We start from the raw sequence: 19,838 nt of genomic DNA, 5'->3' as shown, positions 1-19,838 counted from the left end.
CGTCTAATTGTTCTCAGCCTTCGCCGTGCCGTGGGCCAGGTCTGCTGCTGATTCGTGGCTTCAAGGGCGCTCTGCGTTGGCGTGGATTTCGGTGATGCGTTTTTCGCGGGTCACGATGTAGACGCCACTGGCGATGATGATGGCGGCGCCCAGCCAGGTGTGGGCTTCTGGCAGTGTCTTCCAGACCACCCAGTCCAGGCCAACGCCCCAGGCCAGGGCTGTGTATTCGAACGGGGCCACGGCGGAGGCCTGGCCGTGGCGAAAGGCTTCTGTGATCGCGAGCTGACCGCCAAAGCCGCTCAGGCCCAGCGCCAGCAACAGAGGCGCTTCGTCGAGCGGAACGTGCACCCAGCTGGGTGCCGCCATCGCACCCGCACCGATCGCCACGATCACCATCATCCACAGAATCATGCTTTCGGTGGAGTCGGTGCGGCTGGACAGACGGCCGGCGATCGCTGCGACCGAGTAGCAGGCGGCGGCGCCCAGCACCGCCAGCCCTCCGGCGGTGAACAAGCCTTCCTGAAGGTCTTTGCCGCGGGGCTGCAGCGCGATCAACACGCCCAAGAATCCGATGCCAATGGCCCACCAGTGCGCGGCGGGCACGCGCTCTTTCAGCACGGGAACTGACAGTGCCGTGATCAACAGCGGGGCGATGAAAAACAGGGTGTATGTGGCTGAAAGCGGCAGCTCGCGCACGCCAGTCGTGAACAAGGCGAGCATCGCAATGCCCAGTCCGCCGCGCAAGACATGCAGCGGCCAGCGGATGCGCCAGACGGTGTGCCAGGCACGCCGCAGACTGATGTAGGCCAGGACCAGGGGCAGGCCGCACAAGGCCCGGAGTGTGGCGATCTGCAACACGGGGTAGCGCGCCGAGAGCGCTTTGAGCACGGCGTCCATCAACGCAAAGCAACCCACAGCGATCACCATCGCGACGATGCTGCGCAGGTTGCCAGGTGTGGGGGTTTGTGAGGGGGTCATGATCGGTAGGAGCGGCTTAGCCAGCAGGAAGGCGTTGGAGTGTGCACGAAGTTGGCGAACATCGCTGGCACCACCTGGTCTCAATCCATGTGGTCCACCGTATCGGGGTCTGGTACTTCGCCAATCGCCTCCCGGGTGGCGGCGGCTTCGCGCAGCAACCAGTCGCAAAAAGCTTTGACCTCGGGGCGTTCGGTGCCACGCGGTGGTTTCATCATCCAGTAGGCCAGGGGCGAGTCCATGCGGGTTTGCGGCAGCGCTTCCACCAGATCGCCATTCGCCAGACTCTGGGCCACCAGCGGCATGCGGGCCAGTGCCACGCCCTGGCCCGTGAGGGCGGCCTGCACGATCTGGTGGGCGTAGTTGAAATACAGCCAGCGCTTGGGCGAAAACTTGGGTTTGGTTGCCCGCGACCTGCCTGCCAGCGCTTCCGTTTGAGCAGGGGCAAACGCGTCAAGCCAGCGCTGCCAGGTCAGCCATTCGAGATGCCGGGTGCGGTGGGCGTCGCCAGCTTCGATCAGGGTGTGCTGGGTGAGGTCGCTGATGCTCTTGAGTGGGCGGTCGCGCAACAGCCAGGGGCTGATGACCGGGGTGAGCTGTTCGCCGAACAGGCGAATGGCGCTGCTGGGTACCGAGGCCGGCACGGCATAGCGCAAGGCCAGATCGACATCGGAGGTGGACAGGTCGAGCGCCGCGTCTGAGGCATCAATGCGGATATCGATATCAGGGTGTTCCCGCTGAAAGGCTTCCATGCGTGGAATCAACCACATCGAGGCAAAAGATGCCCATGTGGTGATGGCCACGCTTTTGCGCCCGGCGCTTTGCCGAATCTGGCGTACCGCCGCATCAATGCGCTCCAGCGCGGCACCACTGGCGCGCAGCAAATGCGTGCCTGCGCTGGTGAGCTCCACGGCCCTTGTGTGGCGCAGAAACAGGGCTGCACCCACCTCGTCTTCCAGCGCCTGAATCTGGCGACTGACAGCGCTCTGGGTGAGCGACAGCTCTTCAGCCGCAGCGCGAAAGTTGAGGTGGCGCGCGACCGCATCGAAGGCGCGCAAATGGCCAACAGAGATCGGGCGAGAGCGGGGATGGTTGACGGGAAGTGACATGGAGGTGCCAATGCGATTGATGCAAGAAGCGAATCAATAGCTTATCGTGAAATGGGCCACTGGAGACCCCTTCGAGCCCGAAGCTAACGCTTCCTGGGACGCGGTTTGGGTTTCCTGGCTGCGACGGCCGCTTCCAGCGCCAGCCGCGCCCAAGGCAGCATCAACCCGGGAGACTCAAGCGCTTCATCGGGTGGTGTGTGGTACCTGACTTTGATGGTCTTGTCTTTGGTGACGAACTCAAAGGCGTGGCCCCCCGCGGCCAGCCACTGTGGTTCGGTTTGCGGGTTGGATTTGAGGTAGAGCTCGTCGCCGGCAATGATGGCGATGTTCATGCCATCCACCGAAATGCCCCAGCCGCCAAACATGCGCTTGGCCACGCAGGGGCCCACGCAGGAAAGCAGCTCACATGCATGGAGCACGAAAGGATCGGTGATGGGTTTGACCATGGGTGAGATGGTAGGTGCAGATCGCTCAAAAAAAGCAAAAGCCCTGCGCATCATTTCGGACATCCTGAAGCGGTCACGGAGCGTGGTGCTTCCGGCTCAAAATGCCGTGGAACCGGCTCCGCCGGGCCGCAGGCATTGCCCCCTCGGGGGGTGGCACGCCATCAGCGCGGCGCAGGGGGGCACAACCTCTGGGACAATGTTTCATGGCCCGTCCCAAATCTGCCTCCCACGACCTCAAGCGCGAAGAAATTCTGGAGGTTGCTGCGCAATGCTTTGCGCGCCAGAGTTTTCCTGCCGCCAGCATGAACCACATTGCGGCCGCCTGTGGCACCAGCAAGGCGCGCCTCTACCACTACTACGAGAGCAAAGAGGCCATTTTGCTGGACTTGCTCGACCAATATACGCAGCGCCTGCTGGCCTTGATTGGTGAGGCAGAAGCGCGCGCCCAGCGCAAGAATCTCAGCGAGCGCGAGGCCTTGAACGAGCTGGTACGGGCTTTTCTGGCGGAGTATCAAAACTCGGCCACGCGCCATGTGGCCCTGGTGTCGGATACGAAGTTTTTGGGTGAAGCCCAGCGCGAACTGATCTTGAATCGGCAGCGAGACGTGGTCGCCGCCTTTACCCGTTTTCTCAAACGCGCCTACCCCGACCGCGTGACGCCCACGAACCAGACCGCGCTGACCATGATGTTGTTTGGCATGATCAACTGGACGTTCACCTGGCTGAGGCCTGGCGGGTCCATGAGCTACGACGCTTTTGCGGACGAGGTCGTCGCTGTTCTGGAGCGAGGTCTCGGCTGAGTCGGGTGCTTTTCCACGGCGGGAATCCGAGGTCTTTATATTTACGGATGCGTAATTGATTTCGTTTAGGTAAAATCTGCGATGACGCGTTTTCGCGCACGCAACACACAGGAGACACCTTTCATGAGCAAAGCTTTCGCTTCCCAGGCCGATCTCGAAGACAAAAAGATCACCTTTGAACAACTCAGCCCCCATTGCTGGGCCTACACCGCCGAGGGTGACCCGAATTCCGGCGTCATCATCGGTGAAAAATACATCATGGTCAGCGACGCCACGGCCACGCCCGCCATGGCCAATGACCTGATCGCCCAGATCCGCAAAGTCAGCGACAAGCCGATCAAATACGTGTTGCTCACCCATTACCACGCGGTGCGTGTGCTGGGCGCCAGCGCCTATGCCGCAGAAGGCGCGACCGAAGTCATCGCCAGCCGTGGCACCTATGAACTCATCGTTGAACGCGGCGCGCAAGACATGCAAAGCGAAATGGAGCGCTTCCCGCGCCTGTTCCGTGGTGCTGACAGCGTGCCGGGCCTGACCTGGCCGACCATGGTCATTGGCGATGGCAAACCGGGCCGCCAGGGCAGCCTGGAGATCGATCTGGGTGGCGTGAAAGTGCACATCTGGCACCCGGGCGCTGGCCATACCCGCGGCGACACCATTGCCTGGGTCGAGTCCGAGAAGGTGCTGTTCTCAGGCGACCTGGTTGAATACGAAGCCGGCGTCTACACCGGCGACGCCCAGCTCGAAGAGTGGCCAACCACGCTGGAAGCACTGCGCGAGTTGAAGGCTGAATACATCGTGCCGGGTCGCGGCGAAGCCATGAAAGGCAACGCCGATGTGAACAAGGCGCTCGATTACACCAAGCGCTGGGTGACCACGCTGTTCCAGGCTGGCAAAGAAGCCGCCGCAGCCGATATGGACCTGAAAACCGCCATGGCTCACACGCGCAAGAGCATGGACCCGGTGTTTGGCCACGTGTTCATCTACGAACACTGCTTGCCGTTCGACGTGAGCCGGGCTTACGACGAAGCCAAAGGCATCAAAAACCCGCGCATCTGGACGGCTGAACGCGACAAGGAAATGTGGGCGGCCTTGCAGGGATAACGGTATTCCTGCCCGACAGCAAAAAAACCCGCCTAGGCGGGTTTTTTTGAGGGCGAAAAGGCGCTGGCCCGGTGGCCCGCAGCCCTCTGTTACTTGGTGACGGTCGCGGTCGTAGACGAATCGTCGGTTGTTGTGGTGCTGTCTGATGTGGTGGTCGCGGTATCGGATGTGGACGAACTGGTGGTATCGCTCTCCGAGGTGGTTGTCACAGTCGCCTCGCTGACGGTGACTGTTTCCTGGCTCTCGCCCACACGCCCCGCGCTGTCAACCACGGTCAGTGTCACTTGGTAGGCGCCTGCGTTTTCATAGACGTGTGTGGGCGCGGAGCCGCTGCCCTTCTTGCCGTCGCCAAAGTCCCAGCGGTAGCTTGCGGCAACGGTATCTTCGGGCACGTTGGACACAATGGTGCCCACGCCGTCGAAGGTGACCGTCTCGCCCGCCTCGGGCTCGGAGGGGCTGTACTCGATGATCGGGATCGGGATGCAACCCGAGAGTGAGAGGGCCAGTGCGCCTGCTGCCAGGCCTTTGAGCAGCAGAGCGCTCCAGGGGCGGCGGGCGGAGGAAGAAGGGGCGATTGGCGTGTGGTTCATGTGAACTAAATCCCTGACAGCAAAAAACGGAAGTGGCGGCGCTGACAACGCCACATGCTATTCGACCATTGTGCCTTTGCTACGATCCTTGCACAACCACAAGACACCTCCATGACACCGCAAGCATTCGTCAGCAAATGGGGGGGGCTAGGGGGGGCCGGCCCACGGGCTCAATGAAGAACAAAGCGCACAAAGCCACTTGCTCGATCTCTGCGAGCTGCTCGGCGTGGCCAAGCCCGGCAGTGAGGCCGGTTACATCTTCGAACAAGGTTCTCGCCTCGCCGGCCAGGCCCATCAACAAACCAAAGCCCTGCCCAACTCACCCCACGGCGCGCTCATCACGGCGCAGCTGGGCGGCAACCCGGCGCTTCAAGCCGTGGCCAACCGAATCGCGGAAGCCGCAGCCCGCCTGAACGCTCTGCGCGAAGCCTGGCTCAACCCGCCGGAATGGACGGTTCGGGTGCCCGAGGTGGTGCCGCTGGGTTTGGAGCGTTCCCCTACCCCGACCGCGTGGCGGCCCTCGAAGGCCTGAGCGAAGCCGATGCCAAAGCCCTGCAAAACGCACCCTCACCAACCGCAACAACGCCCGCCCGGCTTGGCTCGCACTGGCCCACGCCGAACTCGACACGGCCGTGGCGGCTGACTAGGGCTGGAACGACATGAACGCCGACACGCCCGACGACGAGCTGCTCGCCCGCCTGCTGGCGCTCAACCTGCAACGGGCCAGCGAAGGAGCAGGCAAGCCAGAAAGCGCTGACAAGGGCCAGGCCGCAGGCCAGGGCGCTGCCTGAGCTTTCCCCAGGGCGGTGCAGATGGGGGGTCAGTCTGTGATCGAGGCTAGGAACTGTTGCAGCTCGGGCGTCTGCGGGCGGCCAAACAGCTCGGCGGGCGGGCCCATTTCATGTACGCGGCCCTGGTGCATGAAGATCACGCGGTTGCTCACCTTGCGGGCGAAGCTCATTTCGTGGGTCACCATCAAGAGTGTCATGCCTTCAACGGCCAGCGATTCCACCACCCGCAACACTTCACCCACCAGCTCGGGATCGAGCGCGGAGGTGATTTCGTCGCACAGCAACACGCTGGGTGCCATGGCCAGCGCCCGCGCAATCGCCACGCGCTGCATCTGGCCGCCCGAGAGCTGATCGGGAAAGGCGTCAAACTTTTCGCCCAGGCCCACTCGGACGAGCAGTTGGCGGGCCTTGGCTTCGCCAGCAGTGGGGTCGGTTTTTTTCACCAGACCCGGCGCCAGCATCACATTTTTGCCCACCGAGAGATGGGGGAACAGATTGAAGCTCTGGAAGATCATGCCGACGTGTTGCCGCAGTTCGCGCATGGCGGCGGCGTTGCCGTGCAGCAGGGGCTGGCCGTCCACGCTGAGTGCGCCCGACTGGAATTCCTCCAGCCCGTTGATGCAGCGCAGCAGTGTGCTTTTGCCCGAGCCGCTCTTGCCGATGATGGCGATCACTTCGCCGGGGGCCACTTGCAGGTCGATGCCTTTCAGCACCTCGTTGCTGCCGTAAGACTTGCGCAGTTGCTGGATTTCAACGATGGGGCCGTGGCGGTTGGGGGTGGCCATGGCGGAGGGTGCGGGTGCGGGTGCGGCGACGGTGTCAGCGGAGGGCATGGAGTTTTCTTTCAAGACGGCGCGCGGCCAGACTGACCGGGAAACACAGCGCGAAATACAGCAAAGCGACGAAGCTGTAGACCAAGAAGGGCTGGAAGGTGGCGTTGGTGATCATGGTGCCGGCTTTGGTGAGTTCCACGAAGCCGATCACAGAGGCCAGCGCCGTGCCTTTGACCACTTGAACCAGAAAGCCCACGGTGGGCGCGATGGCAATTCGGGTGGCTTGCGGCAAGACGATGTAGCGCAGCTGTTCGCGGAAATTCAGCGCCAGGCTTTGTGCCGCTTCCCATTGCCCTTTGGGAATGGCTGCCACGCAGCCGCGCCAGATTTCAACCAAGAAGGCGCTGGTGTAGAGCGTGAGCGCCACGGCGGCGGCGGTCCAGGCCGAGGTATCGACGCCGAACAGCGCCAGGCCGAAGTAGGCGAGGAAGAGCTGCATGAGCAGGGGCGTGCCTTGAAAGAGCTGAACGTAGCCCGCGACGAGGGGCCCGGCGCCGGGCCAGCGCGCGGTGCGCGCGACCAGCAGAAAGAGGCCCACCACACCGCCGCCCACGAAGGCGATCAGCGAGAGCGCGACCGTCCAGCGGGCGGCGAGCAGCAGATTGCGCAAGATGTCCCAGAGGGAAAAATCAACCACGTCGGCCTCCAAACAAATAGCGGGGCCCAGCCCAGTTGAGCAGGCCGCGCACGCCGATCGACAGCACCAAATAGATGCCCGTGGCGATGATGAAGGCTTCGAACGCGCGGAAATTTCGGCTTTGAATCAGGTTGGCCGCAAAGCTCAGCTCTTCGGTGGAGATCTGGCCGCAAACGGCCGAGCCGAGCATGACGATGATGATCTGGCTGGTCAGCGCGGGCCACACCTTCTTGAGTGCGGGCGGCAACACCACATGAACGAAGGTTTGCACCTTGGACAGCGCCAGGCTGGCCGCCGCTTCAAACTGGCCTTTCGGCGTGGCCTCGATACCGGCGCGGATGATTTCAGCCGAGTAGGCGCCGAGGTTGATCACCATGGCGATCACCGAGGCGAGCTCTGGCGTGAGCTTGACGCCCATGGCGGGCAACCCGAAGAAGACAAAGAACAGTTGAACGATGAAGGGCGTGTTGCGGACCAGTTCCACATACGCGCCCACCAGCCACTGCAGCCAGATAGGCTTGCCGCTGCGCGCCCAGGCGCAGAGCGTGCCGATGACCAGGCCGATGGCGGTGGAGACGGCGGTGAGGCCGAGCGTCCACGCCACGCCTTTGGCGAGAATCGGCCACTGGGCCAGGACGGCTGGAAAGTCGAGTTCGATCAGCATGGCGGTGGCTGTTGGATGCGTCTGGCTTATTCGGGCAACTGGCCCGCTGGGCGACCCAGCCATTTTTTGGCTATGGTGTCGATATCGCCCGAGGTTTTCGCGGCGGCGATGATGTCGTTGACCTTGAGGCGCAGCGCGTCTTCGCCCTTGGCCACGCCAATGAAGTTGGGGCTGTCTTTCAGGAGCAGCTTGTATTCGGCGCCGAGCTGCGGGTTGCGCGCCATCATGTTGCCCGCGACCGATGCGCCGGTGGCGATGAGTTGCACCTGACCCGAGATGAAGGCCGAGACGGTGGCGTTGTTGTCTTCAAAACGCTTGATGTCGGCGTTGGTCGGGGCAATTTTGGTCAATTCCTGGTCTTCAATCGCACCCCGCGTTACCCCCACGGATTTGCCAGCGAGGTCTTCAAAGCCTTTGATCGCCATGGTTTTGGGGGCGAACACGGCTTGGAAAAACGGCGAGTAGGCGGCGGTGAAATCGATGACCTTGGAACGCTCGGGATTCTTGCCCAGCGTGGAAATCACGAGATCGGCCTTCTTGGTTTGCAGGTAGGGAATGCGGTTGGCGCTGGTCACGGGAACCAGCTCGATCTTCACTGCCAGTTTTGCGGCGATGTAGTTCGCCATGTCCACGTCGAGGCCCTGGGGCTGAAGGTCGGTGCCGACGAAACCGTACGGCGGGAAGTCGGTTGGCACGGCGATCTTGATGAGCTTGGCCTTCATCACGTCGTCAAGCGCGGACTGGGCGTGGGCGCTGCCAAGGCTGGAGAGAGAGGCGGCGGCAAGGGCGGCGGCGATGAACTGGCGTTTGGTGGGGGTCATAACAAGGCTCCTAGGTAGGTTGAGGGTTCGGTTGAGGTGGGGGAAATGGATAGGCTGCGTTTGCGCGGTTTGCCGACCGCAGGTGAGGGCGAACGCTCTTGCAGGGGCGCGAGGGCTTCGCGCAAATGGGCGATGGGGTCGCTGGGCGCGACCAGGCGCAGTGCGGCCTGAACCTGGCCGATGTGGGCTTGCATGAGGCGCTCGGCCAGCGTTGTGTCTCCCTGCCCCAAGGCTTGCACGATGGCCACATGGTCCTCACACGACTGTTCGGCATCGTGGGTTGATTGGTAGAGCATTGCGATCAGGGTGGTGCGGGCGGTGAAGTCGCGAAGGGTGTCGGCGAGCAACTGGTTGCCCAGGCATTCGGCCAGGCAGACATGGAAATCGCCGAGCAGGTAGCTGCGCTGGCCGATATCACTGCCTTTGAGGGCGAGCTTTTCTTGTTTGAGGTGTTGGCGCAGCCGTGTGATGGCGGTTTTGCTCATGGGCTGGGCCTGGCGAATCAGGCCCATCTCGATCACTCGCCGCGCTTCAAACGCCTCTCGGGCCTCGTCGTGCGAGGGTTGCACCACATACCAGCCACGGCGCGAACTCACCGTGACGATGCCCTTGGCTGCCAGCCGCATCAGCGCCTCGCGCACCTGGGTTCGGCTGCAATCGAACAGCAGCGACAGCGCCTGCTCTCCCAGGCGCGCGCCGGGAGCCAGGCGCTGGGCCAGAACGGCGTCGATGATGCGTTGAGCAATTTGGGTGGAGCTGATCACAGGGGTTTCCTTGTTGATCAGTCCTTTGCGAATTCCGTGCCAACCGCATACCAGCCTTGTATGCAAGTTTTGCGCACCAGGCTTGTGCCCGATTCGGGATCAAACGCCACCGCATGGGGCGCCTTGGGTGTTGTTGCGCGCCTGAACGGTGCGCAGAGCGCAGCCTTTTGGCGTTCAGTCCGGCCGTGTGAGAGCCAGCAGGTCGGTCTCGTAGCCCTTGAGCACGCCGACAGCATGCGCGCGCTGTTCGGGGCTGGTGGTGTTGTGCAGCGCAGCGTATTGGTCGCAGCCCTGGCGAATGAGGGCTTTGGAATAGGCCGCGTAGCTGGCATCGGGTGAACTGAGTACTCGTGTATGCCATTGGCGCAAGAGGCCGGCGGCCTCGGCGGGCTGGGCTTGAGCCTGTTTCAGGGTGGCGAGCAGATCGGCTTGGCGGCGCTTTCGCTCGGTTTGCACGCGCTGTGGGTCAAAGCCGCTGGCGTCGGTGCGCACCTTGAGCAGGGTGCGCTGGGCCTGGCTGAGGTCGCCGTAGAGGGTTTCGTATCGGTCCAGCGCTTTGCCGTACAGGCGCTCTTTGCGGGCTTGAACGCCATCGTCCAGCCATTCGCTGGCAAACTTCTTGTTGCTTTTTACATGGTGTCGCGCCAGGTGCTGGAGTTGATCGGGCTTCAGGTTGACGGCCAGGCGCGCCAGGGGATCGATGGCGCGCTCGATGCTTCGCTGGTAGGCGGCACGCAACACCTCGAACTGCTGGCAGCTTTTGTCTGCCGTGGTGTCTTGGGTGGCCATGGATTGCCATTGCGTCAAGCGTTCGGCATACAGCGGCAACTCCTGGGCGCGGTGCCACGCGAAGAAGGCATCGATGTCCTGGCGCAACACGGTGGACTGCCCGTCGGTGAGATCGACAAAATCGTCGATCCACCAATAGGCCAGACTGGGTGCTTGCCCATAGGCCAGGCGAACCGCACTGCATCCGCCCAGGGCGGTGAGCAGAACGAAGGTTCCTGCGCACAGCGCAGCTCTGCGAAGCCAGCGCCTTGCGGATTCCATGCGAGGGCAGGGGATAATTGCGGGCAGGCCGGGTCCGGTGGCCTTTGTTTGGAAACTCAGACCCCGAGGGGTTGCAGGAAAGGTGTGCATGTCGTTCCCTGTTGATGTGGTTGTGATGGCGGCGGGCAAGGGCACGCGCATGAAAAGCGGTAAACCCAAAGTGTTGCACCGTTTGGGCGGACGCGCTTTGGCCCAGCATGTGATCGACACGGCAGCCGGGGTATCGGCCCGCTCGGTGGTGGTGATCACCGGCCACGGTGCTGAGGCTGTCGAGGCGGGGCTGGCTGCTCATGCGGGCACGGAATTGAAGTACGTGCGCCAGGAACCACAATTGGGCACCGGCCACGCAGTGCAGCAGGCTTTGCCGGCATTGGCCGACGATGGGGTGGTTTTGGTGCTCAATGGGGATGTGCCGCTGATCGAGGCGTCGACCCTTCAAAGCTTGATAGAGGCCAGCGGTGGCCAACACCTTGTTCTTCTCACCGTTGAGGCCGGGGACGCAACGGGATATGGCCGTGTGATTCGCGCGCCGGGGCGACTCGAATCGGTGCTGGCGATCGTGGAAGAAAAAGACGCCACTGTCGAGCAGCGTGCCGTCACCGAGTGGTACAGCGGTGTGCTGGCTGCACCCGCCGCCTTGCTCAGACAGTTGCTGGGGATGCTCAAGAACGACAACAGCCAGCAGGAGTTTTACCTGACCGATATCGTGAAGCACGCTGTGAGTTTGGGAAAGTCCGTTTATGGACTGACCACCCACGACGGGGTTCAAGTGGCGGGGGTCAACAGCCCGGTGCAATTGGCCGAGCTGGAGCGGGCATACCAGCTGCGCGGGGCCAGGGCATTGATGGAGAAAGGCGTGCGCCTGGCCGATCCGGCTCGGCTTGACGTGCGCGGCGCATTGATGTGTGGCGCGGATGTAGAGATTGATGTCAACGTGGTGTTTGAAGGCCGCGTGAGCCTGGGCGATGGCGTGCGCGTGGGGGCGAACTGTGTGATTTCGAATGCGGCCATCGGCGCCGGTGCGGTGATCCACCCGTTCACCCATATCGATGGAGAAAAGCTTGGCGTGGGTGTGGGTCCGGGCGCCTTGATCGGGCCGTTTGCGCGCTTGCGCCCCGGTGCCCAACTGGGGGCGCAAGTGCACATCGGCAATTTTGTGGAGGTCAAGAATTCCACCCTGGCCGATGGCGCCAAGGCGAACCACCTCACCTACATTGGCGATGCCACCGTGGGTGAGCGCGTCAACGTCGGTGCTGGCACGATCACCGCGAACTACGACGGCGCCAACAAGCACCGCACCGTGATCGAGGCCGATGCGCACATCGGCAGCAACAGTGTGCTGGTGGCGCCGGTCACGATTGGCGCAGGCGGCACCGTGGGCGCGGGCTCGGTGATCAGCAAAGACACGCCGCCGGGCAGCCTGGCGGTGGCACGGGGCAAAGCGCTGGTGGTTCCGAACTGGAGCCGGCCGGCGAAGATGAAGCCTTGATGGCTGGCCAGTGACGCCGCAAAAAAAGCCCTGCGAATTTCGCAGGGCTTTTTTTTTAGGGGATCGATGCGCTGAATCAGGCGCGCTGACGCAGTGTGGGCGGCCTTTGGCGCGCATTGCGGTCGATTTCATCGACTTCCAGGTCCATGATGCCGCTCAGGCCCATGACTTCCGATTCCCGAAAGCCCGTGTTGGGGAACAGTTGATCAAACTCTGAAAACTTCGACTCCAACTGCTGGCGCATGCTGTCGCTGCTGTTGGGGTCGTTTTCCGGGCTGGGTTTGGGCTGAGGCAAAGCCGCCAGATCCAGTTGTTTGCGGAAATCGTTGGGCGAGGGCATGCGGTGGATGCCGTTCTTGAGAAATACGAAACGAACGCCAGCCGTTTTCAGGATGCGGTTCTTGATCTTGACCTGAAAGGCTTTGGCCTTGGCATCGCTCAGGTGGTATTGCTCGATGTCAAAGGCGAACATCGGGCGCCCATCGGGGTTGCAGACCACAAAATCAACTTGTTGCTTTTCCAGGCGTTGCATCGCCCGCTTGCGATCGGATGCGCGCCTGACCGACAGCATGTCTCTCAGTTTGACCTGGGGCAGAACGACTTGCCCGGGGAAGGTGTCGTGCAGGTAGGTGAGCATGCTGGCGTGTTCCGGCACCATGATGCGCTCGGGTGTGTAGCGGTCATCACGGCCGGTGGAGGTGCTCGAACGGCGTTGGTAGGCCCAGACACCGGCGGCGATCAATCCCACCGCAACCACTGTGGCGGCAATGGCGATCCACAAAGACGACATGCAAAAACTCCTAGTTGGGTCAGATTATTTTTTGTAACCGATGATTTTATGACGTAGTGATAAGAAGAAGGGCTTCAAAAAACGTATTGTTACGTGTGGACCTGCTGTCCAAGCTTAACTGGAACAAGGGCGATTCGGGGGTCGAATTTTGCACGTTTGACGGAGAAAAATGCCTTTACGTTGCGCACATTGGCATCATTGGTGAACAGACGTTGTGTGAGCGCGAGGTGCCCGGGCATGTCGGGCGAGTGCACCACAAGGATGAAGTCGGGCCCAGGGCTGACCCGATAGCACTGTTGCACCGCATCGTCAGCGAGTGCGCGGGCCTCAAACGCATCCAGGTTCTCGCTGCCTTGCCGCTCCAGCGTGATTTCGATCAGTGCGGTGAGCCCGTGACCCAGAACAGACGCCAGGCGATCCGGTTGCAAAAGGGCCACCTGCCGATCAATCAAGCCCACCTCTCTCAGCCGCTTGATTCGGCGCAGGGCTGTGGGCGCAGACACGTGGGCCCGCTCGGCAAGGGTCTGATTGCTCAAGGATGCGTCGGTTTGCAGCAGATCCAGCAAGCGAATATCAATCTCGTCGATCGATATTTGATTCATGTCATCCATAATTTTGGAGTTATATTTCATGTTGTGATTTGGCTGAAATTTTCATTGATTCTTTATAAAAATACAAAACAAAATTTCAACATCTTTTGGCTACGATGGCGGCTTACATCCATTTTTGGGGATCTATATGTGCGGCATCGTGGCGGGGGTTTCTGGGCGTGACATCGTCCCGGTATTGGTTCAGGGTTTGCAGCGGCTCGAATACCGTGGCTACGACTCTTGCGGTGTGGCCGTTCACGCCGGGGGCTTGAAGCGCGCCCGCAGCACATCGCGCGTGGCCGAGCTGGTTCAGCAGGTGCAAAAAGAACAGATCGCCAGCGGTACTGCCATCGCGCACACCCGCTGGGCCACCCATGGCGCGCCTGCCGTGCACAACGCCCACCCCCATTTCAGCCATGGCGTCACGCCCGATGGCGCGGGCCATGTGGCTTTGGTCCACAACGGCATCATTGAAAACCACGACGAACTGCGCGCAGAGTTGCAGGCCAAGGGCTACGTATTTGAAAGCCAGACCGACACCGAAGTCATCGCCCACCTGATCGACTCGCTCTACGACGGCGATGTGTTCGTGGCTTTGCAGGGCGCGGTCGCCCAGTTGCACGGTGCGTTTGCATTGGCCGTGTTTCACAAAGACGAGCCGCACCGGGTGGTGGGCGCCCGGGCGGGTTCACCGCTGATTCTGGGCGTGGGCTCGGTGGATGGCGTGGTTGGCGGCGAACACTTCATCGCCAGCGATGCGATGGCGCTGGCGGGCGTCACCGATCAGATCGTCTACCTCGAAGAGGGTGATCTGGTGGATCTGCAGTTGGGCCGCTACTGGGTGACCAATGCGCAAGGGCGCGCCTATGAGGCAGCAGAGCGCCCGGTCAAAACCGTGTTGGCGCACAGCGGCGCGGCCGAGCTGGGCCCTTTTCGCCATTACATGCAGAAAGAGATCTTCGAGCAGCCGCGCGCCATCGGCGATACGCTGGAAGGTGTTGAAACGATCACGCCCGAGCTGTTTGGTGACGGCGCCTACAGCGTGTTCAAAGACATCGACAGTGTGCTGATCCTGGCGTGTGGCACCAGCTACTACAGCGGCTGCACCGCCAAATACTGGCTGGAATCGATCGCGCGCATTCCCACCCAGGTGGAAGTGGCCAGCGAATACCGCTACCGCACCAGCGTGCCCAACCCGCGCACGCTGATCGTCACCATCACCCAGAGCGGCGAGACCGCCGACACCCTCGCCGCGCTGCGCCACGCCCAGAGCCTCGGCCACAAACACACGCTCACGATCTGCAACGTGTCGACCAGTGCCATGGTTCGGGAATGCAAGCTGGCCTACATCACCCGTGCGGGCGTGGAAATTGGCGTTGCCTCAACCAAGGCCTTCACCACCCAGCTTGCCGGCCTGTTCCTGCTCACGCTGGCGCTCGCCCAGGTGCGTGGCGTGCTGACCGAAGAGCAGGAAGCCGATCACCTCAAAGCCATGCGCCACCTGCCCGTAGCGCTGCAGGCTGTGTTGGCGCTGGAGCCTCAGATCATCCAATGGTCAGAAGACTTTGCCCGCATGGACAACGCGCTGTTCCTCGGCCGCGGTCTGCATTACCCGATCGCCCTGGAAGGCGCCTTGAAGCTGAAAGAGATCAGCTACATCCACGCCGAGGCTTACCCAGCCGGTGAGTTGAAGCACGGCCCACTGGCGCTCGTGACCAGTGCCATGCCCGTGGTGACGGTGGCGCCCAACGATACCCTGCTGGAAAAACTCAAAAGCAACATGCAAGAGGTGCGTGCGCGAGGCGGCGTGCTCTATGTATTGGCCGACGGCGATACCCGCATCAAGAGCGCCGAAGGCATGCACGTGATCCGCATGCCAGAGCACTACGGTGCATTGAGCCCCATCTTGCACGTTGTGCCGTTGCAATTGCTGGCGTACCACACAGCCCTGGCCAAGGGCACGGATGTTGACAAGCCCCGCAACCTCGCGAAGAGTGTGACGGTGGAGTGAGGGTTGAAGCGCTGCGGCATTGTTGTTCACGGGCAATAAAGTCTGAGACAGCGCCATGTTGTCAGAGACAAGCGGCATTGAAGACCGCCCTGCCAACCCGTTGTGGGTGGCTGTCGGGTTGCTGTTCCCGGCACGCAGTGCGTCGAGCGGACCTTCTGCAGAACTCGCTGCAGTGGCTCGGGTGTGTGCGTTGCAACGTGGGCGGTCGCTCACCACAGGTGGCTTCAGGGAAGTCCAATGGGTCGGTCCGTTGGCCCACTGCCCCTTAGGGTTGTCGGACTTTGTGTGTGGATTGCTGAAAGGCGCCTTCCGCTGAGCCACCTTCACCTTTCGCTCACCGCCCGGCGAGCCCTGGCGGCCAGGAAAACGGAGCCGCCGGACAATTCCCTCAATGGCCTATGTATTCAATGCAGGGTGATGTCCGCGCCAGTCAGGCTCGGGTTGAAATTCAGGAACTGAACGACCTGGCCCAGCATGATGATGTTGCCTGGCTGGCGATTGTTGCCAGTGTCACTGTACTCAAAGGTGTAGGTGCGCTTGAGCGCGAGGCGTCCGCCTTCGTCCCGTGCCAGTTTGATATTGGCGAGGGAGACCGTGTCATCGAGGAATTGCACCCCATTCACATGACACTGGCTGCGCGCGCGCGCCACGGCGATCTCGTGGACACGGGCACTTTCGAACCACAGCCAGAAAAGACCGCCCAGAATGACTACGCTGACGATTTCAAACCATGACATGACTAAAAAAGGGTGAGCTCGCTGCCTTGATGGCCAGCGGTTGAAGATCCCGGCACCCACGGAATGTGACAGCCAGTCCTCTCGAATGTGTTGGCCCAGGCATGGGTGCTCGCCTGGCTCGGCTTCTTCGCGGGTGTCTGCGCATGTCTCAGACTTTAACCGCTGACATTTTCCGCTTCGTGCCGTTCCCCTGGGTGTGTTCCAGACCTTGATGGCAGATGGCAATTGTGTACACGGGCCATTGCGTCTGGTGCGGTGCGGTGTTGTCTGAGACAGGATGCGCAGGAGAACGCCCGGTCGACTTGTTGTGAGTGGCTGACGGGTTGCCTTCTTCGGCACTCCGTGTGACAGGCGTTTTTCTGCGGCCCTTGCGCCCGTGGCTGGTGTGTCGGCGTTGCAGCGCATTCTGGCGAAGGGGCGCACACCGTGGAATCGCAGTCCAGTTGAACAGCCGATGGCAAGTCCGCGCCGCTGCGGCCGAGCCATGCAGATTGTCTATGCGGCCAGGGGTGGTCCATTCCCGGTGGTTGCCGCAAACAGAGGTCTGACCAGCGACTGGGTGCACGAATGCCACCACCACAGACCGCATGCGTCGCCGGGCACAGCCTCACAGATGAAAAGAATCGAGGCCGCTTCACGCACACAACACAGTGCCCAGCCCTTCTGCGTGGTTGCTCTCCGCTGCCAGGTGGTCGGCCTTGTGGCCTGCCTGTTCTTGAGTGTTTTGAACCTGCACTGGTGCTGGATGTTGAGTCTGACCTGAAGCCTCTACAGGCCTTCCAGTCAGTCGCCAATCGGACACCCTCTAGGGTTTGCGCTATGCGTTCGCTCGGTTTGAACGACAAGAATGAAGTTCATTCGGTCATTCATTCTTTTTGGTGAAGGAGGCTCTGGTGGAACATGCGGCGCCTGCGGGTACTTTCCAGCCTGTGATCATCGAGTGGGTGATCAGCGACGGCGCCATACCGCGTGATGCGACGCGGCACACTGAGCACGATCGCTTCGTGTGCCTCGATGTCATGCGCTGCATCACCTGCGACTCCGCCAGCCAGGTCGGACCACAGCGCTCGCTGCAATGGCGCAAATCCAGGCGCCTGTTCGTATGCATTTCACGGGGCATTGAAGGCAAAGCCGTGATTCACCGGAACCTGTCGAAGGCTTTGCAGTGCAGCCACAGCGAGATCCCCGCGCTGCGTCCCCGCAAACACACGCTCGATTTTCAACGCGGCTTCGCGCAGGCCGGGCTCGACAAGAGCGCGCCCCTCGTCTGGTCGCAATAGGGTCGAAAGACCCATCCTGCCCGACAAGGGCGCACAACTGGAGACACGAAAATGGCAAAACATTTCCGACAGACGACTTTCCCACCGCGGCGCATGGGACTGCGTGTGCTGGCTGCCAGCGCGGCACTGCTTGCCGCGGGTACCCTGCATGCCCAGGAAACTTTCAAAATCGGCGTGGTGAGCTTCCTGTCCGGCCAGGCAGCTGAAAGCTTCGGCATACCGGCGGTCAATGGCGCGAAGGCGCTGGTTGAGGCATTCAACAAGGGGCAGGCGCCAGCACCTTACGACAAGACGGGCTTCGGCGGCATGAAGATTGAAGCCGTCTATGTCGACGAGGCTGGCGGAGCAACCAAGCAGGTTCAGGAGTTGCGCAATCTTTACGACCGCGAGAAAGTCGATGCGGTGGTGGGCTATGTCAGCTCCGGCGATTGCCTGGCGGTGGCACCGGTAGCAGAAGAGATGAAGCGTTTTCTGATCCTCTATGACTGCGGAACCCCGCGCGTCTTCGAAGACAACAAATTCAACTATGTCTTCCGGACCGCATCACACGCCACCATGGACAACGTGGCCTTGGCCCGCTATCTGAAAGCCAAGGGCATCAAGGTCAACAGCTACAACATGATCAACCAGGACTATGCCTGGGGTCAGGATTCCAAGAAAGACTTTGCGCTTTCGATGGACAAGCTCTTTCCAGACGCCAAGGCCGGCCAGGACCAGTTGCCCAAGTTCGGCGCCGGACAATATGGCACCGAAATCTCGTCGCTGATGAGCAAAACCGCAGACGTCACACACTCCAGTTTGTGGGGCGGTGACTTGCAGGCATTCATCCTTCAGGCGGGCCCACGTGGCCTGTTCAAGCGCACCCAGGTCTTGTTGTCGGCAGGCGACCATGTGTTGCCCGGTCTGGGCGACAAAATGCCCGATGGCACTATCCTTGGCGCCCGCGGCGCCTATGGTCTGATGTCGCCGAAGTCGGCCTTGAACGACTGGTGGTGGAAGGTCTACTCGGATGCCAACGGCGTCTACCCTGTGCAGGCTCCGTACCGGATGGCTCAGGCTTTGTTGGGTCTGAAACTGGCGGTCGAGAAAGCCACTGCAGCCAACGGTGGCAAGAAGCCCAATTCGGAGCAGCTGGCCACCGCGCTGAAGGGCTCGGAATGGGACTCTCCGGCGGGCAAGATCCGCATGGCCCTGGCTGATGGCCATCAGGCGATCCAGGAAACCGCGATCGGAAAAACCCGGTATGACGCGGCCAAGAAGATGGTGGTGATCGACGACATCGTTCGCTTCCCGGCTGAATGTGTCAACCCACCGTCCGACATGAAGTCAGAGGACTGGATCAAGTCAGGCTTCACTGGCGCCAAGGGTTGCCCTTGACTCAATAGGTGCGCCCGCGGGCGTGCTTCGAGTTGACCCTCTTGGCACGCCCGATCTCTGAACCGCCTTAACCGGACCCACCCATGCCCGCCATTTCAACCATCCTGATCGACGGCCTGACCTATGCGTCATGGTTGTTCATCGTCGCGCTCGGGCTTACGCTGGTGTTCGGCGTGCTCAAAATTCTGAACATTGCACACGGCAGCTTCTATGCGCTGGGTGCCTATGCTGCGGCCAGCTTTGTCGGCTGGACCACCAGCATGAACTGGGACCCTGCCTGGTCATTGCTGGCCATGCTGCTGGCCGCTGTTGCGGTGGCCGCCATCGTCGCGCCACTGATCGAACGCGGACTGTTGCGCTTCTTCTATGGTCGCGATGAGGTCCTGCTGGTGCTGGTGACCTACGCCATGTTCCTGATTCTGGAAGACGTGACCAAGCTGATCTGGGGCGCCAATCCCTATTACGTCTACGAACCCTATTCCCTGTTCGGCAACATCGATGTCGGCGTGCAGAGTTACGTCGGATACGAGTTCGCACTGATTGGCCTTGCTGTGGCCGTTGGCCTTGTCGTGTGGTGGGGACTGAACCGAACACGCCAGGGCAAGATCGTGCTGGCCGTGATCCACAGTCCGGAGGTGGCGTCCAGCATGGGCGTGAACGTCTCGCGGGTGTACATGGTCGCGTTTTCCATCGGCATCTTCCTTGCGGCGCTGGGCGGCGCCTTTACCGCACCAATGATCTCCGTGCAGCCGGGTGTATCGGTTGGCGTGGTCATCGTCTCCTTCGCGGTCGTGATCATCGGCGGGCTGGGCAGCATCCAGGGAGCCGCCATCGGTGCGCTGCTCGTCGGCCTGGCGCGTTCACTGGCCGTGCACATGGCTCCGGTCGCCGAACTGTTCTCGATATATGTCGTGATGGCGGTGGTGCTGATGTTCCGGCCAGAGGGCTTGTTCCAGCGCATCCAGGCCAGGAAGATCTGA

The 19,838-nt window shown here is 61.6% G+C and carries 23 protein-coding genes; 10 read left to right on the top strand and 13 right to left on the bottom strand.

Annotation, left to right across the window (positions count from 1 at the left end; genetic code table 11):
- Positions 1-60: 60 nt before the first annotated feature.
- From LPB072_RS19745 to LPB072_RS19735, 3 genes are all read right to left on the bottom strand, one after another.
- Entirely contained in the window at positions 61-978 is a 918-nt protein-coding gene (locus LPB072_RS19745) for a DMT family transporter (RefSeq protein ID WP_066086608.1), read from the bottom strand.
- An 80-nt stretch (positions 979-1,058) separates the two neighbouring features.
- Complete coding sequence (locus LPB072_RS19740; protein WP_066086610.1) at positions 1,059-2,084, bottom strand: LysR substrate-binding domain-containing protein; 1,026 nt, start codon at positions 2,082-2,084, stop codon at positions 1,059-1,061.
- 83 nt (positions 2,085-2,167) lie between these two features.
- Positions 2,168-2,530, bottom strand: coding sequence for a TfoX/Sxy family protein (locus LPB072_RS19735; RefSeq protein WP_066087151.1), 363 nt, complete (start codon positions 2,528-2,530; stop codon positions 2,168-2,170).
- 203 nt (positions 2,531-2,733) lie between these two features.
- Here LPB072_RS19735 and LPB072_RS19730 point away from each other — a divergent pair, with 203 nt between their 5' ends.
- On the top strand, positions 2,734-3,330 hold the full coding sequence (locus LPB072_RS19730; RefSeq protein ID WP_066086613.1) for a TetR/AcrR family transcriptional regulator: 597 nt from the start codon (positions 2,734-2,736) through the stop codon (positions 3,328-3,330).
- A gap of 123 nt (positions 3,331-3,453) precedes the next feature.
- The gene (locus LPB072_RS19725) at positions 3,454-4,434 is read left to right on the top strand and encodes an MBL fold metallo-hydrolase (protein WP_066087154.1); all 981 of its coding nucleotides are present in this window, start codon (positions 3,454-3,456) and stop codon (positions 4,432-4,434) included.
- A gap of 89 nt (positions 4,435-4,523) precedes the next feature.
- Here LPB072_RS19725 and LPB072_RS19720 read toward each other — a convergent pair whose 3' ends face one another.
- Positions 4,524-5,024 carry a PKD domain-containing protein gene (locus tag LPB072_RS19720; RefSeq protein WP_066086614.1) on the bottom strand — a complete coding sequence of 167 codons (501 nt, stop codon included), beginning with the start codon at positions 5,022-5,024 and terminating at the stop codon, positions 4,524-4,526.
- A gap of 199 nt (positions 5,025-5,223) precedes the next feature.
- On the opposite strand from LPB072_RS19720, the gene LPB072_RS19715 reads away from it, so the two are divergent.
- Entirely contained in the window at positions 5,224-5,556 is a 333-nt protein-coding gene (locus LPB072_RS19715; RefSeq protein ID WP_066086617.1) for a hypothetical protein, read from the top strand.
- Between the two features lie 127 nt (positions 5,557-5,683).
- Positions 5,684-5,815 (top strand): hypothetical protein, encoded by a 132-nt coding sequence (locus LPB072_RS24090; protein ID WP_269148692.1) that lies wholly within the window; start codon positions 5,684-5,686, stop codon positions 5,813-5,815.
- Positions 5,816-5,844: 29 nt separating this feature from the next.
- Here the strand turns inward: LPB072_RS24090 and LPB072_RS19710 are convergent, their stop codons facing one another.
- The 6 genes from LPB072_RS19710 to LPB072_RS19685 all read right to left on the bottom strand — a co-directional run bounded on the left by LPB072_RS19710 (position 5,845) and on the right by LPB072_RS19685 (position 10,584).
- Positions 5,845-6,600 carry an amino acid ABC transporter ATP-binding protein gene (locus LPB072_RS19710; protein WP_066087158.1) on the bottom strand — a complete coding sequence of 252 codons (756 nt, stop codon included), beginning with the start codon at positions 6,598-6,600 and terminating at the stop codon, positions 5,845-5,847.
- Between the two features lie 34 nt (positions 6,601-6,634).
- Complete coding sequence (locus LPB072_RS19705; protein WP_066087159.1) at positions 6,635-7,285, bottom strand: amino acid ABC transporter permease; 651 nt, start codon at positions 7,283-7,285, stop codon at positions 6,635-6,637.
- Complete coding sequence (locus LPB072_RS19700) at positions 7,278-7,949, bottom strand: amino acid ABC transporter permease (RefSeq protein WP_066086619.1); 672 nt, start codon at positions 7,947-7,949, stop codon at positions 7,278-7,280. The genes LPB072_RS19705 and LPB072_RS19700 overlap by 8 nt, the downstream gene beginning before the upstream one ends.
- Before the next feature lie 26 nt (positions 7,950-7,975).
- Positions 7,976-8,770, bottom strand: coding sequence for a transporter substrate-binding domain-containing protein (locus LPB072_RS19695; RefSeq protein ID WP_066086622.1), 795 nt, complete (start codon positions 8,768-8,770; stop codon positions 7,976-7,978).
- The gene (locus LPB072_RS19690) at positions 8,767-9,534 is read right to left on the bottom strand and encodes a GntR family transcriptional regulator (protein WP_066087162.1); all 768 of its coding nucleotides are present in this window, start codon (positions 9,532-9,534) and stop codon (positions 8,767-8,769) included. The genes LPB072_RS19695 and LPB072_RS19690 overlap by 4 nt, the downstream gene beginning before the upstream one ends.
- A 174-nt stretch (positions 9,535-9,708) precedes the next feature.
- Positions 9,709-10,584 (bottom strand): DUF6279 family lipoprotein, encoded by an 876-nt coding sequence (locus LPB072_RS19685; protein ID WP_082876760.1) that lies wholly within the window; start codon positions 10,582-10,584, stop codon positions 9,709-9,711.
- Positions 10,585-10,672: 88 nt separating this feature from the next.
- Between LPB072_RS19685 and glmU the strand changes: the two genes are divergently transcribed.
- On the top strand, positions 10,673-12,073 hold the full coding sequence (gene glmU / locus LPB072_RS19680) for a bifunctional UDP-N-acetylglucosamine diphosphorylase/glucosamine-1-phosphate N-acetyltransferase GlmU (protein WP_066086624.1): 1,401 nt from the start codon (positions 10,673-10,675) through the stop codon (positions 12,071-12,073).
- 76 nt (positions 12,074-12,149) lie between these two features.
- Here glmU and LPB072_RS19675 read toward each other — a convergent pair whose 3' ends face one another.
- Positions 12,150-12,863: a DUF2726 domain-containing protein gene (locus LPB072_RS19675; protein ID WP_066086627.1), complete on the bottom strand. Its 714-nt coding sequence runs from the start codon at positions 12,861-12,863 to the stop codon at positions 12,150-12,152.
- Positions 12,864-12,952: 89 nt separating this feature from the next.
- Entirely contained in the window at positions 12,953-13,465 is a 513-nt protein-coding gene (locus tag LPB072_RS19670; RefSeq protein ID WP_066087168.1) for an Lrp/AsnC family transcriptional regulator, read from the bottom strand.
- Positions 13,466-13,601: 136 nt separating this feature from the next.
- Here LPB072_RS19670 and glmS point away from each other — a divergent pair, with 136 nt between their 5' ends.
- Both glmS and LPB072_RS23575 read left to right on the top strand, forming a co-directional pair.
- Complete coding sequence (gene glmS, locus LPB072_RS19665) at positions 13,602-15,464, top strand: glutamine--fructose-6-phosphate transaminase (isomerizing) (protein WP_066086631.1); 1,863 nt, start codon at positions 13,602-13,604, stop codon at positions 15,462-15,464.
- A gap of 55 nt (positions 15,465-15,519) precedes the next feature.
- Positions 15,520-15,780: a hypothetical protein gene (locus LPB072_RS23575; RefSeq protein ID WP_157559372.1), complete on the top strand. Its 261-nt coding sequence runs from the start codon at positions 15,520-15,522 to the stop codon at positions 15,778-15,780.
- 88 nt (positions 15,781-15,868) lie between these two features.
- Here the strand turns inward: LPB072_RS23575 and LPB072_RS23735 are convergent, their stop codons facing one another.
- Complete coding sequence (locus tag LPB072_RS23735; RefSeq protein WP_066086637.1) at positions 15,869-16,201, bottom strand: DUF3301 domain-containing protein; 333 nt, start codon at positions 16,199-16,201, stop codon at positions 15,869-15,871.
- 893 nt (positions 16,202-17,094) lie between these two features.
- Between LPB072_RS23735 and LPB072_RS19650 the strand changes: the two genes are divergently transcribed.
- The 3 genes from LPB072_RS19650 (at position 17,095) to LPB072_RS19640 (ending at position 19,838) form a co-directional block, all read left to right on the top strand.
- A complete protein-coding gene (locus tag LPB072_RS19650) occupies positions 17,095-17,481 on the top strand; it encodes a hypothetical protein (RefSeq protein WP_157559371.1) in 387 nt (128 codons plus the stop codon).
- Positions 17,482-17,532: 51 nt separating this feature from the next.
- A complete protein-coding gene (locus LPB072_RS19645; RefSeq protein WP_082876763.1) occupies positions 17,533-18,858 on the top strand; it encodes an ABC transporter substrate-binding protein in 1,326 nt (441 codons plus the stop codon).
- A gap of 83 nt (positions 18,859-18,941) precedes the next feature.
- Positions 18,942-19,838, top strand: coding sequence for a branched-chain amino acid ABC transporter permease (locus LPB072_RS19640; RefSeq protein WP_066086653.1), 897 nt, complete (start codon positions 18,942-18,944; stop codon positions 19,836-19,838).

The organism is Hydrogenophaga crassostreae, assembly GCF_001761385.1.
In the GTDB taxonomy this organism is placed as follows: domain Bacteria; phylum Pseudomonadota; class Gammaproteobacteria; order Burkholderiales; family Burkholderiaceae_C; genus Hydrogenophaga; species Hydrogenophaga crassostreae.
Note: the sequence above shows the minus strand (reverse complement) of the source record. Positions and strands in the feature narration are given on the sequence as shown.